The sequence below is a fragment of the Streptomyces hazeniae genome, assembly GCF_031845485.1.
Taxonomy (GTDB): Bacteria; Actinomycetota; Actinomycetes; order Streptomycetales; family Streptomycetaceae; genus Streptomyces; species Streptomyces hazeniae.
The window spans coordinates 103,329-117,319 of record NZ_JAVREQ010000001.1; the positions used below are offsets into that span (position 1 = coordinate 103,329).

General features: G+C 72.2%; 25 protein-coding genes. 4 read left to right on the forward strand and 21 right to left on the reverse strand.

All coding sequences use genetic code 11. The annotated features are described in order from the left end of the window. Positions 1-5: 5 nt before the first annotated feature. The 6 genes from RM572_RS00565 to RM572_RS00590 all read right to left on the reverse strand — a co-directional run bounded on the left by RM572_RS00565 (position 6) and on the right by RM572_RS00590 (position 2,893). A complete protein-coding gene (locus tag RM572_RS00565) occupies positions 6-713 on the reverse strand; it encodes a hypothetical protein (protein ID WP_311671273.1) in 708 nt (235 codons plus the stop codon). A gap of 141 nt (positions 714-854) precedes the next feature. Beyond that, the gene (locus RM572_RS00570; RefSeq protein WP_311671274.1) at positions 855-1,097 is read right to left on the reverse strand and encodes a hypothetical protein; all 243 of its coding nucleotides are present in this window, start codon (positions 1,095-1,097) and stop codon (positions 855-857) included. Between the two features lie 73 nt (positions 1,098-1,170). Next, complete coding sequence (locus RM572_RS00575) at positions 1,171-1,638, reverse strand: LPD29 domain-containing protein (RefSeq protein WP_311671275.1); 468 nt, start codon at positions 1,636-1,638, stop codon at positions 1,171-1,173. Positions 1,639-1,670: 32 nt separating this feature from the next. Beyond that, positions 1,671-2,141 (reverse strand): hypothetical protein, encoded by a 471-nt coding sequence (locus RM572_RS00580; RefSeq protein ID WP_311671276.1) that lies wholly within the window; start codon positions 2,139-2,141, stop codon positions 1,671-1,673. A 74-nt stretch (positions 2,142-2,215) separates the two neighbouring features. Next, a complete protein-coding gene (locus tag RM572_RS00585; protein ID WP_311671277.1) occupies positions 2,216-2,383 on the reverse strand; it encodes a hypothetical protein in 168 nt (55 codons plus the stop codon). 81 nt (positions 2,384-2,464) lie between these two features. Continuing rightward, positions 2,465-2,893: a WYL domain-containing protein gene (locus RM572_RS00590; RefSeq protein WP_311671278.1), complete on the reverse strand. Its 429-nt coding sequence runs from the start codon at positions 2,891-2,893 to the stop codon at positions 2,465-2,467. Positions 2,894-3,027: 134 nt separating this feature from the next. Between RM572_RS00590 and RM572_RS00595 the strand changes: the two genes are divergently transcribed. The 3 genes from RM572_RS00595 to RM572_RS00605 all read left to right on the forward strand — a co-directional run bounded on the left by RM572_RS00595 (position 3,028) and on the right by RM572_RS00605 (position 3,877). Further along, the gene (locus tag RM572_RS00595; protein ID WP_311671279.1) at positions 3,028-3,222 is read left to right on the forward strand and encodes a hypothetical protein; all 195 of its coding nucleotides are present in this window, start codon (positions 3,028-3,030) and stop codon (positions 3,220-3,222) included. Beyond that, positions 3,219-3,416 (forward strand): hypothetical protein, encoded by a 198-nt coding sequence (locus RM572_RS00600; RefSeq protein WP_311671280.1) that lies wholly within the window; start codon positions 3,219-3,221, stop codon positions 3,414-3,416. Before RM572_RS00595 ends, RM572_RS00600 begins: the two co-directional genes overlap by 4 nt. Before the next feature lie 296 nt (positions 3,417-3,712). Then, a complete protein-coding gene (locus tag RM572_RS00605) occupies positions 3,713-3,877 on the forward strand; it encodes a hypothetical protein (RefSeq protein WP_311671281.1) in 165 nt (54 codons plus the stop codon). 381 nt (positions 3,878-4,258) lie between these two features. Here the strand turns inward: RM572_RS00605 and RM572_RS00610 are convergent, their stop codons facing one another. The 11 genes from RM572_RS00610 to RM572_RS00660 form a co-directional block, all read right to left on the reverse strand. After that, a complete protein-coding gene (locus tag RM572_RS00610) occupies positions 4,259-4,831 on the reverse strand; it encodes an excalibur calcium-binding domain-containing protein (protein WP_311671282.1) in 573 nt (190 codons plus the stop codon). 313 nt (positions 4,832-5,144) lie between these two features. Next, positions 5,145-5,399, reverse strand: a complete 255-nt coding sequence (locus RM572_RS00615) for a hypothetical protein (RefSeq protein WP_311671283.1) — start codon at positions 5,397-5,399, stop codon at positions 5,145-5,147. Between the two features lie 200 nt (positions 5,400-5,599). Continuing rightward, on the reverse strand, positions 5,600-6,406 hold the full coding sequence (locus RM572_RS00620) for a hypothetical protein (RefSeq protein WP_311671284.1): 807 nt from the start codon (positions 6,404-6,406) through the stop codon (positions 5,600-5,602). Positions 6,407-6,411: 5 nt separating this feature from the next. Next, positions 6,412-6,843 (reverse strand): hypothetical protein, encoded by a 432-nt coding sequence (locus RM572_RS00625; protein WP_311671285.1) that lies wholly within the window; start codon positions 6,841-6,843, stop codon positions 6,412-6,414. A gap of 24 nt (positions 6,844-6,867) precedes the next feature. Then, on the reverse strand, positions 6,868-7,659 hold the full coding sequence (locus RM572_RS00630; protein WP_311671286.1) for a hypothetical protein: 792 nt from the start codon (positions 7,657-7,659) through the stop codon (positions 6,868-6,870). Further along, the gene (locus tag RM572_RS00635) at positions 7,656-8,354 is read right to left on the reverse strand and encodes a nuclease-related domain-containing protein (RefSeq protein WP_311671287.1); all 699 of its coding nucleotides are present in this window, start codon (positions 8,352-8,354) and stop codon (positions 7,656-7,658) included. The genes RM572_RS00630 and RM572_RS00635 overlap by 4 nt, the downstream gene beginning before the upstream one ends. A gap of 10 nt (positions 8,355-8,364) precedes the next feature. After that, the gene (locus tag RM572_RS00640; protein WP_311671288.1) at positions 8,365-9,468 is read right to left on the reverse strand and encodes a hypothetical protein; all 1,104 of its coding nucleotides are present in this window, start codon (positions 9,466-9,468) and stop codon (positions 8,365-8,367) included. 85 nt (positions 9,469-9,553) lie between these two features. Further along, positions 9,554-10,228 carry a hypothetical protein gene (locus RM572_RS00645; protein ID WP_311671289.1) on the reverse strand — a complete coding sequence of 225 codons (675 nt, stop codon included), beginning with the start codon at positions 10,226-10,228 and terminating at the stop codon, positions 9,554-9,556. Positions 10,229-10,326: 98 nt separating this feature from the next. Beyond that, positions 10,327-10,566 carry a hypothetical protein gene (locus tag RM572_RS00650; RefSeq protein ID WP_311671290.1) on the reverse strand — a complete coding sequence of 80 codons (240 nt, stop codon included), beginning with the start codon at positions 10,564-10,566 and terminating at the stop codon, positions 10,327-10,329. Continuing rightward, complete coding sequence (locus tag RM572_RS00655) at positions 10,566-10,724, reverse strand: hypothetical protein (protein ID WP_311671291.1); 159 nt, start codon at positions 10,722-10,724, stop codon at positions 10,566-10,568. Before RM572_RS00655 ends, RM572_RS00650 begins: the two co-directional genes overlap by 1 nt. Next, entirely contained in the window at positions 10,721-10,945 is a 225-nt protein-coding gene (locus RM572_RS00660) for a hypothetical protein (protein WP_311671292.1), read from the reverse strand. The genes RM572_RS00655 and RM572_RS00660 overlap by 4 nt, the downstream gene beginning before the upstream one ends. Before the next feature lie 253 nt (positions 10,946-11,198). On the opposite strand from RM572_RS00660, the gene RM572_RS00665 reads away from it, so the two are divergent. After that, positions 11,199-11,492, forward strand: coding sequence for a helix-turn-helix domain-containing protein (locus tag RM572_RS00665; protein ID WP_311671293.1), 294 nt, complete (start codon positions 11,199-11,201; stop codon positions 11,490-11,492). Positions 11,493-11,658: 166 nt separating this feature from the next. On the opposite strand, the gene RM572_RS00670 is transcribed toward RM572_RS00665, so the two are convergent. The 4 genes from RM572_RS00670 to RM572_RS00685 all read right to left on the reverse strand — a co-directional run bounded on the left by RM572_RS00670 (position 11,659) and on the right by RM572_RS00685 (position 13,987). Continuing rightward, positions 11,659-12,264 carry a DUF4352 domain-containing protein gene (locus RM572_RS00670; RefSeq protein WP_311671294.1) on the reverse strand — a complete coding sequence of 202 codons (606 nt, stop codon included), beginning with the start codon at positions 12,262-12,264 and terminating at the stop codon, positions 11,659-11,661. A gap of 113 nt (positions 12,265-12,377) precedes the next feature. Beyond that, on the reverse strand, positions 12,378-13,046 hold the full coding sequence (locus tag RM572_RS00675; protein WP_311671295.1) for a hypothetical protein: 669 nt from the start codon (positions 13,044-13,046) through the stop codon (positions 12,378-12,380). Positions 13,047-13,189: 143 nt separating this feature from the next. Further along, complete coding sequence (locus RM572_RS00680; RefSeq protein ID WP_311671296.1) at positions 13,190-13,624, reverse strand: hypothetical protein; 435 nt, start codon at positions 13,622-13,624, stop codon at positions 13,190-13,192. A 51-nt stretch (positions 13,625-13,675) separates the two neighbouring features. Further along, a complete protein-coding gene (locus RM572_RS00685; protein ID WP_311671297.1) occupies positions 13,676-13,987 on the reverse strand; it encodes a hypothetical protein in 312 nt (103 codons plus the stop codon). Positions 13,988-13,991: the final 4 nt, after the last annotated feature.

The following is a 13,991-nucleotide window of genomic DNA, read 5'->3' on the forward strand; positions in this document are numbered from 1 at the left end:
GGCGGTCAGGCGCCGGTGTGGTCCAGGAGGCAGGTGTAGAACGTGGTGTCCCACGCGTTGTGGAGGATGGCGGGGTAGGTGCCGGGCGCCTGGCAGTCGGTGATCTCCTGTTCGGACATCACGCCGTACGGCCCGGTTACTTGCCCGTCGGTGGCGGTGACGAGGAAGGCGCTGCACTGGTAGCCGGGCGCTTCGAGGAGCAGCACGGCGTCCCGGCCGATGCTGCTGGAGGAGCCGGTCCAGGCAATGCAGTACGTGGAGCCGATATCGCCTCCGGTGGAGGGAGAGCTGACGAGGTTCACCACGACCGGCTCCGCCGGGGCCAGCGCAGCGGGCGGCTCGGTCGATGCCGGGGCCGTCGGGCTGGGCGGGTGTGGCGTCGGCTCCTCGGTGGGCTCCAGCGTGGTCGCCGGCTCTGCGCTGGAGGACGCCGACGCGGACGCCTCGGCCGGCTGCTGACCGGCGGCCGGGGTCGGAGCATCGCCGGCGTTGGTGACCGCGGCGGCGATGACTCCGGCGACGACTGCGCCCGCGGCGGCGGCCAGGAAGAGCGCTCCGCGCCGTACGCCTGGCCGCGTCGTCGTCTCCGGCGGGGCGGGCCGCGCGTGCGTGGGGACGGTGGGGAGGCGGATGGCGGGGATGCCGCCGGGGAGGGTGTCCCCGTTGTGGAACCGCTCTTTCTCGCGGTCCGGGTCGGGCTGGGACTCGGTCACGTTCGGTCTCCCTGGTGGTTCTGTGCGACAGGGCGGCGACGTGGGGGGAGGTCCCGGTGGGGCGGGTACTTCTCCCGGCCGCCGTGCGGGGGGCCGGCCGGGGGCTTCATCATCCCCCGACCGGTCCGGAGTTGGCAGCGGTCAGTGCCAGTTCTCGGGGGCGGGGCGGCGGCGCTGGTTGAAGGCGGTGATTTCCTCAGCGGTGGCGGGCCGCCAGCTCCTGGTCTGGTCCGCGAGGGTCAGGTGGGCGGTGGCGTGGACGTGTTCGCGGACGCCGTCGGCGGAGGCGTAGGTGACGCCGTCGCGGGTGACGCTGGTGATCTGGCCGGTGGAGGGTTCGCGGCGGCCCATCGTGACGAACTGGCCGGGCTCGAAGCCGGGCATGGGAGTGCTCCTGTCATGTGCCGGGCGGTGGGCGGCCGGGCGGTGGTCCGGCCGCCCCGCCGGGGGTTGGGGGTTAGGTGTGGGCGAGGAGGACGCGGGTGGCGATCTGCTCCACCTGGTTGCGCGGCCATCCGGCGTCGATGTGCTGGCCGTTGCAGCGGAACGGGCCGGTCATGGAGCAGCGGGCGGGGTCGGCGCCGTCGTGGGCGGCGGACCACAGGGCGGCCGCCTCGCGCTTAACTGCCGGGGAGATGGCGCGGTTGTGGCTGATGCCGTCCAGGACGGGTCTGCCGGTGACCTCGTGCCCGTCGACGGTGACGGTGAGCGTGCTGCTGGTGTCGTAGGCGTCGTCCCAGTTGGCGTCCTGGGCGGGCGCGGTGATGCGGCGGACGTCGCGCTCGTGGGGGCCGTCGGTCCACCGGACGTCGATCCAGGCGCCGGTGCCCTTGGGGCAGGTGACGGAGAACTTGGTGGTGGGGAAGGCCTTCTTGAGGAGGGCGCGGAGGTGGGCGGCGACCTGCTTCGTGGGGATGGGCTGCATGGCGTGGTCTCCCTCGTGGGCTCGGGTGCTGGTCAGGCGGCGGGGCGCTGGACGGGGATGTGGTTCAGGAGGCCGGTGGCGTCGCGGGCGAGGCGTTCGGCGGCGTCGCGGAGGGCGGCGGCGACCTGGGCGGGGTTGGCGCCCTCTTCCGGGGTGTCGAGGACGCGGAGGGCGGCCTGCACGTCGTTGGCCACGGTCTGGTTGACCAGTGCGAGGACGGCGGCGGCCGCGTAGCGGTGGTTGAGTGCCAAGTCGGCTTCCTCGCGCGCCTCGTCGGCGCCGTGGCCGCGGTGCTCGGCCACGATGAGGAGGCGTTCGGCGCGGGCGTGGTCGGCCTCGGCGGTGTGGAGGTCGGCCTGCGCCTCGGGCTGGTGGTGGAGGAGGCGGGCCGCTGTGGCGAGGGCGCCGTGCACGGTGAACTCCTGCACGGGGGTGGTGGGGCGGAGGGTGTCGAGGTGGTCGGCGGTGGCGGTGAGCAGGTCGCGGACGGTGGTCGCGTGCATCGGCGTTGCCTTCCTGTTCGAGCGGTGCGAGGTGGGCGGAGGGAGCGGGCTGGGTGGCCCGCCCTGGAGGGGTGTCAGTCCTCGTCGGTGTCGGCGGTGTCGTAGCGGTCGGCCCAGTAGGCGCGGTCCTCGGCGGCGAAGGCGCGGGCTGCGGCGGGGTCGACGGGGTTGACGGTGACGCGGACGGTGAGGCGGGGGCGGGCCGGCTGGTCGGCGGTGCGGGTGGAGGTGGTTGTGGGCATGGGGGCCTCCGGCCTCGGCAGGGGCGGGGTGACGTGAAGGGGGGCGGGGGCGGGCCGTGGGGCCCGCCCCCGTGCGGGGCGTCAGGCGGCGAGGCCGTACTTGTCGAGGAGGTACGCGCGGTCCTCGCGGGCGAACTCGCGGGCGATGAGCTGCTGCGCGGTGTAGAACACCTCGGGCGCGTGGGCGACGGGGAGGCCGTCGCTGTCCAGGTGGGGCACGGTGTAGGCGGTGCGGTGGATCGTGTAGTTGAGGATGCGGTCCAGGCGGATGGTGCGGGCTTCGCCGGTCTCGCGGTCCATGGCGCGGGCGATGATGTCGCCCTGGTGAGTGGTGCGGAGGTCGTACAACTCGACGGTGCGGATGGTCTCGACGAGGCGGCCGGTCTTGCGGCCGGTCTCCTGGTCGCGCTCCTCCTTGAGGAAGGCCATGGTGATGGGGTGTCCGGCGTCGATCGCGCGGTAGAGGTCGGTGAGGGTGGCGGTGGTGGTCTGGCGGCCGGTGATCTTCATGCCCTTACCCCTTACGTCGTTGCACTGACATTGATGACGTTAGGGTCCCGCCCTCACTTTGTCAATGTCAGCAACACGACGTGTCGCGGCGCATTCCTGGCACCATCACAACCACCACCGACGAGGAGCGCACGATGGGACACCGCCCACACCCCGACGCCGACCGGGCCAGGCGCCAACTCCACCGCCACGCCCTCCCGGACGGCCCGCCGCCGGTCGAGGACTACGAGCCGCCGGCGGTACGCCTGGCCGCCGCATCCGTCACCGGTCCGCCCACGCCCGGCTTCTTCCTGGCCCTGGACGAGGCGAGCGAAGGAGCTGAACGGTGAGCAGCAGCGTGTACGTCACCGGGAAGGGCGACGACTTCCACACCCGCCCGGACTGCCCGGCGATCCTCCGCGGGCAGAACACCGCTCACACGATGGGCTGGACGGTGCACCAGCCGGAGGAGGTGACCCGCGCGGAAGCTGAGCAGCGCGGCCAGGGCAAGCCGTGCCCCCAGTGCCAAGTTGCGCCGCAGTGACCGGTACTGGGAGTCAACCGGGCGTCGCCTCAACGGGCCACCGCAGCGGCGTTCGCTGAGCGGACTGCGATCCTTTTTTATCGAAGGCGACGCTATCTCCGGCGAGTTGCAATTAACGCTCTGTCAGCAAGAGAGAAAGCAGGGCCGTTTCTCGCGCCACACCCCCCGCGTCGTCTATTGTCTGAATTACGCGCGACGCTCTTGTCGGCGGACCGCCGGTTGCTCATCGACCGGTGGCCGGCGGGCGGCGGGTCCGGCACAGGCCGGGGCCCAGGTCGGTCAGGAGCGTGGTGCCGATGGCCCAGCAAGATCCGCCGAACGAGGACAGCGACCAGCCGTCCCACGACGGGGGTGGTGGACCCGGCGACGGGAAGCCCGCCCCGTGGTGGGCGCAGCTCATAGCCGACGTCGCCGTCCCGGCGGCAGTGGCGGTCATCGAGCTGGCATGCAAGTGCCAGTAGGGGCGCAGCAAGGGTGTAGGTGTGCCGGTCGGAACCGAGGCGGGGCGTAGCCCCGGCCGCGTAGCACTCGACCGGGGCTCAACACGCCTCGCCTGTCTCCCGGCTGCGGTTGCCGCCGTGGTCGGGAGACCTGCGCCCGATGCGCAACTTCTGACGCCAACACTATTTACCGGCAGGGTTATTGTCCATCGGATGGGCCTTCTAACGGCCCAAGATATTGGCAACGCGGGAAAGTTCAGCGATGCAATCTGCCGTAGAAGCTCCGGTGAAATTATTCGCGAAGCGTCCATATTGCGGCCACCGAGGGAGGCGCGAGGTTGCGAGCACAGCTCGCTTGGTAGCCCCGAATCGGCCTCCTCACCAGGAGCTTCGCTGCCGCTCTCACCACCAACGGCCTCCCCCGCCGTCGGTGAAGCTGCCCCCGCCGGAGCTGGAGCTGCTGCCGTCGTCGTTGTCGTCCCAGTCCGAGCCGCCCGACGAGGAGGAACCGCCGGAGCCGGAGGTACTCGAGGAGCCGGACGTCGTGTCGCAGGCGGTTCCGTCACCGTCGCGGTCCAGACCGGCCCGGTAGCCGGGCTCCCCGCGGCGGAGAGGAGCGGCGCCGTCGGCACGGGCGTCAGCGCAGGAGCCGTAGTACACCTCGGGCTCCGGCTCGGGGGTGGGCGTCGCCTTCCTGGTGGACTTGCGGTGCTTGTCGTCGTCGTCCTCGTGGGCGTTTTCGTCCGGGGACGGGGTGGAGGAGTCAGTGACGGTCGGCGTCGGTGTCGAGCTGGGCGCCGGCCTGGGCTCGTCATCTCCGAAGATGGCCCCGCAGGCCCCGAGCAGGAACAGGAACGCGAAGGCGCCGGCGCATCCGCATCCCCACTTCTGGCCCTTGGTGAGGGGCTTCTGCTGCGGCTGTTGCCGGCCGGGGCCGGGCCGGCGGGGTGGGCGCGGGGGCTGCTTGCTGACCATCCGGGCATCTCTCCATGTGCGGTGGTTCGGCGGTTGCGGGGTGGCGATTGTGTGACCGCCAGGCCGGCGTCGGGGTTGTGCCGCACGTTCGGGTGATGCCAGCCGCTGCTGCTCCTCGTCGCCCTGGCCGCGGACGGCCGTCCGTTGGCAGCCGACCGTTCGGCGGGTGGCAAGGACAGGACACACGGCCGGACACCACGGGACAGGAGACCGGACACCCGGGACAGGACAGGACGGCAGGCGGACAGGACACGACCTGGACAGCCGGACACCGACTGTCGGTGTCCGGCTGTCCAGGGAAGTGCCGGGCCTGTTACCGGGCCATCTCGAAGAGGACCAGCAGCGCGAAGCCTGCGAGGAGCAGCAGGGAACTCCGCGGCCACGGGACACCGGCGGCGCGGTCGCCGCGGCCGTCGGCGTGGACCTTGGCGACGCGGTCGCCGGCGGTGGGGAGAAGGCCGTGGTGCGCCTCGTCGCGGTGCTGCTGACCGTCGGCCTCGGCGTCGTCGCGGCGGTCGCGCTTGTCGGCGTCGGCGTGGCACTGGGCGCACTGGTAGCGGTACGGCACGGGGACCCCCTCCTCACGAGGTGTTCACGTGAGGTGTACCAGGAAGCGGGCCGTGGCGGCGAGTTGTCGGTGCGGGTGAACAGTCGTGCTGACGCCGCGCGCCGGTTGCTTGCGGGGCGCACGCAACCCCTTTTCGCCAGACCGATTGATGGTGTGGAGCGGGGCGGAGACCGGGCGGAGAGCGCGTGGATTCGTGCTGGTCAGGGCCGCTCTCCAGACGTCCCCACACAGTCCTGGACCTCGACCGCGGGGAGGGGCTGGTCGAGGTCGTCGAGGAGGTCCAGGACGGCGGTCCGGGCCACCCCCGTACGGCCGGCCACGGTGCCCACTCGGAGGGTGCGCTGCACGGGCACCTGGTAGTGGTCGAGCATGCGGCGCAGCTCGGGGTCGGCGAGGTGGGCCAGGGCTGGCCGCTTGCGCAGCGTGGCGTACAGCTCGGAGAGGTGGATGCCGGACCGGTCGCGGGTGACCTCCTCCAGCCACTCCAGAAGGCGTCGGCGGTGCTCCTCGCAGGACGGTGGGGTCGACTCCTCCGGCTCTGCTTCCGGGTCGGCCTCGTCGTCGGTGCTGCGTGGTTGGTACTCGGCGGCGACGGTCCAGGCGGCGAGGGCCCAGGCGGTGGCCTCCAGGACGGCAGCGTGCGCGGGGTACTTCTGCACGGCCCAGACGGCGAAGGTGGCGCCGAGGAGGAGGCCGCCGATCCGGCTGGTGGTTGCCCCGTTCTTCGCCTGGCACCAGGTGGCGGCATGTCCAGTTAGGACGGCACTGCCGCGGCCGAGGTCTCCGAGGAGACGGCCGCAGGCGAGGTAGGGCCGCATCTCCCGGGCCAGGCGCCGCACGTACGGCGGGCGGATGCTGTGGGTGGGGTCCTCGCCGGTGTCGTGTCCGGTGTCCTGTCTCGTGTCCGGGTGTCCGTTGTCCTGTCCGGGTGTCCCGTCCTGTCCGGCGTCCTGCTGTCCGGTGTCCGGGCCTGTCCTGCTGTCCTGTCCGGGGGTGGTGTCCAGCACGGCGGTCACCCGAGCCCGATGGAGCCGATGGCGTCGGCGAACTGTGTCCAGACGCCGCCTGCTCGGGCGGAGACGTAGAAGAAGATGAAGGCGGTGACGGCGACCTGCTTGGTGGTCAGCTTCTTCCAGCCGATGATGACGAGCAGGAGGAGGGCGATGGCGCCCATGCCGATATCGGGGTCGATGCCGGTGATGACGCCGATTCCCTGGGCGATGAGGTCGCCGGGGAAGGCGAAGATGCCGCCGGCGGCGCCGAACGAGGCGCCGGCGAGGAGGCCGAGGATGAGGCAGGGCACCCAGCCGAGGGGCTTGAGCTTGCCGCCTGCCGTCGTCGCGAAGACGAACAGCGCGGTGAGGACGAGGGCCTGGCCGGCGGTGCCGACGTTGCCGAAGAAGCCTCCGTCGAGGCTGATGGCGAGGTGGGCGGGGGTGGGCATGGTGGTGTGCGTCCTTCTCGGTGGTTAGAGCTGGCCGGGTGCGTAGAGCAGCAGGCCGGTGGTGAGGGCGGCGGTGGGGATGCGGCAGAGCCAGGCGACGAGAGGCCAGGCGTTCCGGGTCTTGCGGTCGAGGACGTACAGGCCGGCGGCGAGGACGTAGTGGTCTGCGAGGTCCCAGGTGGCGAGGGTGGGCTGCTGGGCGAGGTAGGCGGCCTCGGTGGTGCCCCAGGTGACGAGGTCGAAGCCGGTGAGGGTGCCGAGGACCCAGCCGGAGCCGGCGAGGGCAGCGGTGCCGTTGTAGATGAGCCAGCGGTCTCGTCCGCGCATGGAGGTGAGGACGTCGGCGAGGGCGGCTCTCGGGGCGCGGCCTGCGGGGGTGAGTCGGCCGAGGACTGTCCTGCGGGGGTGGTGTCCGTCCGGGGTGTCCGGCGTCCTGTCCTGTCCCGTGTCCTCTCGGGGTGTCCCGTCCTGTCCGGTGTCCGTGTCCGGGGCGTCCGTGTCCGGCCGGTCGGAGTGCGCCGAGTCGGCGGTGTCCGTAGGCTCCTCGTCCGGGCGGCTGGTGGTGTCCGCGTCCGGCTGTCCGCTGTCCCGTCCGGTGTCCTGTCCCGTGTCCGGCGTCGTGTCCTGTCCCGTGTCCGGCGTCGTGTCCTGTCCCGTGTCCGGGGTGTCCTTGTCGAGGTTGAGGGTCTGTCCGGTGCGCCAGTCCGGGAGGCGCCCGGAGCGGCCGGTGACGCGCACGACCCGGCCGGGCCGGGCGGCGGTGTCCGTGGACGTGCCGTCGTAGAGGCGGTCCCACCAGTCGGGCGGTGTGGTCATCGCGTGGTCCTGGTCTCGTAGTGCGGGAGGAGGCGGTCGGCTCGGCGCGCGAGGGTCCGGCCCGGCACGGCCGGGGACGGGGTGGTGCGGTCAAGGCGCTGCAGCACGGCGAGGGCGCGGTCGGCGGGCACGATCAGCACGCCGCGGTGGCGGAGTTCGCCGCCGGCGACGGGGGCGCCGTCGATGACCGCGACCGGCAGGACGGCGGTGCCGAGGAGTTCGGCGACGGTGGACGCCTCGTGGTGGAGGCCGTCCAGCCGGTGGGTGACGTCGCGGGTGCCGTGGAGGAGCCGGTCGCGGGCGGTGTGGAGGCGGTAGCGGGCGGACCAGCGCTTGGAGTCGACCAGGACGACGACACCGCGGCGGCTGATGGCGAGGTGGTCGACGTTGGCGCGGCTGCTCGGTAGGGCTCGGTCGTGGAGCAGCGTCCAGCCCTGGTCGGTCAGGGGTTGGAGGCGGTCGGCGGTGCGGCGTTCACCGTCGGCTCCGGCCTGCCAGCGTGCGGCCTGCCGCCCTCGGCGGGTAGTGATGCCGAGGGCGTCCGCGAGGCGTACGGCGGGGGTGCGGATTTGGCGGGCACGGTTGGCGGCGGAGGCGCCGGCGCCGTGCCGAGGGCGGCGCCAGAGGCGGCCGCGGTGGAGCCAGGCAGCGGTGCCGGCGGCAGCTGCAATGAGGAGGAGGTCGGAGAGGTCCACCGAGGGCCTTTCAGGCGTAGAAGCCCTCGCCCTTTTCGAGGGCTTTGCGGGCGCGGTTGCGGGACTTGATGAACGTGTCGGGCTTCACCTCGCCGTGGACCTCGCGGACGGCGGCGAGGAGGGCGTCCCGGTCCTCGATGTCCACGCCTTGCTTGCGGACGGCGGTGACGATGGTGTCCTTCACGGATGGATCGCCCGTGCGCGGCTGCATGACGGCACGGGCGGGGACTGTCCGGGCTGGTGTCCTGTCCTGCTGTCCGGTCTCCTGCTGTCCCGTGTCCGGGCGGGCGTCCTGTCCGGCGGGGGCGTCCTGGGCGGTGACGAAGACGGGGCGCCTGTCCTCCTGCGCGGTGGTGTCCGTGTCCCGTCCGGTGTCCTGTTCGGCCTCGTGTCCGGTGTCCTGTCCGCGTGCGGCGGTGTCCGCAGACGTGAGCGCGCGGGCGGCGCCGGCGGCCGGGCCGTAGACGGCGGCGGTGTACGCCTCGTCGTCGTGCAGGCGGCGGAGCTGTCCGGACAGGGCGCGCTGCGCGTTGATCTCCTCCCGGCGCTGCTGGAGCCACCCGGCGGTGCCCTCTCCGAGCGTCACGGCGAAGTGGCGGAGGACGAGGGTCCACAGGCCCTTTGCGATGACGGAGATGCCTGCGCCGACGATGCCGGCGGCGAGCTGGTCGAGTTGCGAGCCGTGAGCGATGACCGCGGCCACTGCGATGCCGAGGGCGAACCAGCCGACGACGGCGGCGGCGCGTGCGCGCTTCGGGTCGTAGCGGTCGAGCCACTGGAGGACGAGGCAGGTGATCCACGCGAAGTCGAAGACTCCGGCGGCGGCGTAGGCGACGGCGGCCGGGGCGGTGAGGGCCAGGAGCTGGCCGATGCTGGCGGTCGTCCAGGCGACGGAGACGGCGGTGGCGGCGACGGCGGCGCCGGTCACGGCGCGGAGGAGGATGTGGTCCCAGTCGCGGGGCGGTTGGGGCACCAGGACCTCGTAAGTCTTCTGTGTCTGGCGGGGCTGGCCGTCGAGTTCGGTGGTGACGGTGCGGGTGCGCTCCTCGGCGCGGTAGCGGACGCCGGAGATGGGGTGGCCGGGCAGGTGCTCCGGGGGCGGCTTGGTGGCCATCGGGGGGCGGGTCCTTCCGTGGGCGGCTGGGCGTGGGCGGAGCGGGGCGGGGTGCCCGCCCCGATGCCGGGGCGGGCAGGAGCGGTCAGCCGGTGGCGCGGGTGGTGAGCTGGGAGACCTGCTGGACGTGGGTGCGCTGCTTCTGGACGGCCTCGCGGACGATCCGTGTGAGGGGCGCGCCGCAGTAGGCGTCGTAGTCGTAGGTGCAGCCGACGACCCACCCGTCCGTCTCGACGCCGGCCCGCTCGTACGCCTCGTGCTGAGCGAGGTCGCTGTAGACGTAGTCGTCGTGGACGCGGGCGATGCCACGCGCGAGGTCGTCCCAGTCGCGGGCGGCGTCGAGGGCCTTGTCCTGGGCGTCCACGAGCTGGGAGACGGTGGAGGTCCAGTAGGTGTCCGGGGTGGTGTCGAGGGTGCGGCGCAGATCGGTCATGTGCTGCTGCGCCCGCTGGTAGGCGTCCCACAGGGCCGGGGCCTCGGTGGTCGCTGTCTTGAGGTCGCGGACGTAGCGGGCGCTCCACCACAGGCGGCGGGCCGCGTCGTACTCGGCGGTCAACAGGTCACGGGCCGCGTCCGGGAGGTCGTCGTCCCGGTAGGAGTCGCGGGGCCGGATCGGCTCCTCCTCGTTGCCGGTGAACGGCGCGAACGCGAAGACGACCCGGCCGTACCGGTTACGGCCGGTGCCCTGGTAGTGGGCGTGGTGGTACTTCGCCGCCTGCTCAGCGGTCTGCTCGACGTCCCCCGGGGTGGCGGTGGTCATATGTGTACTCCGATGCTTCGGCAGAGGTGGGTGGTTGGGGCCGGGCCGGTCCCTACTCGGGGTCAACGGAGTAGGAACCGACCCGGCGGGCGAAGGGGTTAGCGGCGTCGGCGGCCGAGGGACCGGCCGTGCTGCTCCTGCCAGCGGTCGGCGTCCTCCCAGGCCTGGCCCTGGCGGGCCGCGCTGGTGGCTCCGCCACGGTGGTGGCGGGCGACGCGGCGGGCGGTGGCCGCCTCCTCGCGCTGCCGCGCCCGCTCGCTCGCGGACTTCTGGCCGGAGTACTCCTCGGCGGCCAACTTCGCGTCGTCACCTCCGAGGAGCCAGGACAGAGCACCCATCAGCGGGCACCTCCCTGGCTGCGCCAGGCACCGGCGGCGGCGTTGCCGTTCGTGCGGGCCTGCCCGAGCTGGGCGCGGGCCTGCGCGGCGCGCTGCTCCCGCTCCTCGGGGGTGCCGTAGTCGCGGCGGGCGGCCTCCAGCTCCTCTGCGGCGCTCACCGGAGGGCTCCGATCGGGGAGCCGCAGCGGGGGCAGGCCGAGCCGGACTCGGCGGCGGCGCTGCACTGCGGGCAGCTCGCATTGGTCGGCGTGGGCTTCGGGGGGCCGCTGCGCTGGCCGGGGATCTTCGGAATGGCCGGCCGGTTGTCGTCCTCGCCCCACGCGGTGGGGCGGAGGCGGGGTACTTCGCCGCCGGCGGGGCGGGTGGCAAGATGCTGCATGGTCAGTCTCCTGGTTGCTCAGGTGGCTGGTCGGCCCGGCCGGGTCGTCACACCCGGGCGGGGTTGGCCGGGCCCGGTGCGTCATCACCGGGCCCGGTTTGTTGCAGCCCTGGACTGGTGCGTCACCACCAGACCGGGGCGTTGTGCGTAGTAGCTGGGCTACTTGTTGTCACTGTAGGGGACCCCTACAGTAGACGCAAGCAGCCCCGCCAAGGCGGAAGGGGCCGAGTTGAGCGAAGAGGAGGTGCGGCGAGTGACAGACGCCTTGGACGAGGTGGAGCGGATCGAGGACCGGGAAGCCCGAGTGCGCGCGAAGAGCGCGGTGATGGCCGCCCAGGTGGAGCGCAACAAGGCGTGGTCCGCCGAACGCCGAGAGCTGATCATCGAACTGTGGGACGGCGGCAAGGGGCTGTCGTACCGCCAGATCGCGGACCGACTGAACTGCAAGCTGAGCACGGTCCAGGACGTCTTCCGGGGCTACTCGGGCTCGGGGAAGCACCGGCCCAAGTCCCCCCAGCCGAAGGCGGGCACCGAGCCGGCGGAGTAGTCATCGGCGTCTGGACGCAGGAGCCCCGCCCGGATAGATCGGGCGGGGCTCCTGTGTGCTCGACGGGGAAGGCATCAGAGTCGTGCGTTACCGGCGTCTCTCCCCGTCGAGATGCGGCCACGGTAGCCGGTGTGTTGCAGCAACGGGAGGGGGCGGCCGCAGCCGACTACTTCTCGGGCACGGTCCACTCGACGACGGTGTCGCTGCCACCGGGCGCGTACACGACTTTCTCGGGTCGCTCGTCGCCGGGGACGGGGAAGACGATGTTGCCGCGGACGCAGTCGCCGGCCTTCACGGTTGTGTCCATGAACGGGTAGGCGGGGCGGGGGAAGTCGCCGTAGGTGACCTGTGAGGGCTGGACGCGTGCGCCACCAGCGTAGGCGAGGCTCCACGGCATGTTGTTGACCCAGGTCTCGCCGGTGTTGGCACAGACCTTGACTTCAAGGGCTGCCCATTCGTAGCCGGTGGTGCCGAACTCCTCGTCGGGGGTGATGGAGGCGGTGACGGGCTGGGTGTAGGCGAGGACAGTGGTGTTGCCGGCGGCGGGCGGGTCGAGTTCGGAGTCGTCCCATTCCCATGCCTCGCCGATGGCGAAGGTGGTGTCTTTGGTGGGGCTGGCGCTGGGCCCGGTCGTGGTGGAGTTGGACGGGTCGGGCTTGGCGCCGGCTGCGGGCTCGGTGGAGTCGCTGCCGGTGGTGCAGCCAGAGAGTAGGAGTCCGACGGTGAGGAGTGCGGCGGCAACCGCGGTACGGGCGTGGAGTCTTCGGCGCATGGGCGTGCCCCCTGAGCGGTGATGTTGTCAGGGGGCATGGTGCCAGGTTGTGGCGACGGCATGTGGCTTGTGTCTTTTTGGTGACGCACGGGTCGCCGAGAAGGGCGGTCGGGTCAGCCCTGGGACTTCCAGCCGCCGCATCCCCGGGCAGTGAACGAGCCGTCGGTGGAGGCGATGGTGACGGTGATGGCCTGGGCGGCGGTCGCGAACTGGTTGTCGATGATGTCGCCGTTGGGCGCGGTGCGCTCCCAGTAGCACTCCTGCACGTCGGTGACGGTGTAGGTGCCGGGTGCGACGGTGCCCTCCTTGCCGCTGGTGTTCACGGTGTAGGTGCCGTCGTGGAAGGTGCGGGGGAAGTCGCCTTCGAGCGCCTTGATGACGGTGTCTTCCCAGTCGGGGCAGAAGTCGGGGATGCCGGCGCGGAGGGCGGCGGCTTCGTCTTCGGTTGGGTTCTGAGCCTCGGCGAGGGTCTCGGCGGCCTCGTCGCCCCACGCGGGGAGGCTGGCGCACATGTCGTTGACGTAGTCGGCAGCGGTCTCGTAAAGGGTGTAGTCGAATTCCCAGCCCTTTTCGGCGGCGAGTTCGTTGAGCTTCTGCTCCTCGGTGTCGTAGACGGGGAGTTCGGGGGTGGGCTCGGGGGGCGGGGCGGGTTCGGCCTTCTTGGTGGCGGGCTTAGCGTTGTCGGCCCCGGCGGCGGGTTCGGTGGTGTCGGTGGCGCAGCCGGTGAGGGCGAGGGTGAGGCTGGCGAGGAGTGCGGCCGCGGCGGTGCAGGGTCTGTGCATGGCGTGTCCTGTCGGGTTCGAGGCGGCACGGTGGGGCGGATCGCCGGCGGGCGGAGTGTGGGGGTGGGGTTGGGAGTAATTGTCGCCCTGTTCGGGCGTCGTGGCACCCGGGCTGCGCGGCCGGGTGCCGGGCCTCGGAGCGGTCAGGCGTACCAGCGGCCGAAGTGGTTGCAGCGGCGGACGTACATCTCGCCGCGCGTCTCACCGTCCGGGTGGGGGAAGCGGATGAGGGCGCCGAGGCGGTAGGTGGCGAGGACTTCGGCGGGGCCGTGGCCGGTGGCGTGCTGGACGGTGATGGTGTCGCCGGTGGCGAGGCCGAGGAAGTCGGGTGTCGGCGTCTTGGCGGTGTTCGCCCACCACCAGGCCCACGCCTTGCCGTCGCCGCGGGGGGCGGGCGGCATGGGCTCGAAGAGGTCGCCGGGCTGGTAGTCGTAGGCGTAGCGGTCGTCGAGGGCGTAGCGGGTGATGTCGGCGGTGGGGCTGTAGAGGTGGCCTCGGTCCATGGCAGCGGGCACGGAGGAGGTTCCGGGGAGGGGGGCGGCGGTGTCGGTGAGGGTGGGCTGGTGCGTGGTGGTCATGGTCCCTCGAGGGAGCAGGGGCGGCGTGCCGAGGCGTTCCGCCGGTGGGGGTCAGCGGAGGTAGTCGTTGACGTTGGCGGAGATGCCATGGGCGGCGGCCTGGGTGGCCCATGCGCGGTTGTGGCGGGTCGTCCAGCGGGTAGCGGCGGGCAGGTCGTCGTTGGTGGTGCTCCAGACGTAGGTGGAGCGGAGGAGGTCCCAGACGCGGAGCCAGGGGTTGGCGTCGTTGATGCGGTGGATTTCGAAGCGCTCGCCCTGCTGGGCGGTGGTGACGCGTTCGTAGTCGCACTTCGGGGTCTGGCGCTCGAAGGTGGGCGGGGCGCAGTTTGGCCGGGCGAGGGGGAGGTCCATGCGGATGGCCACGGCG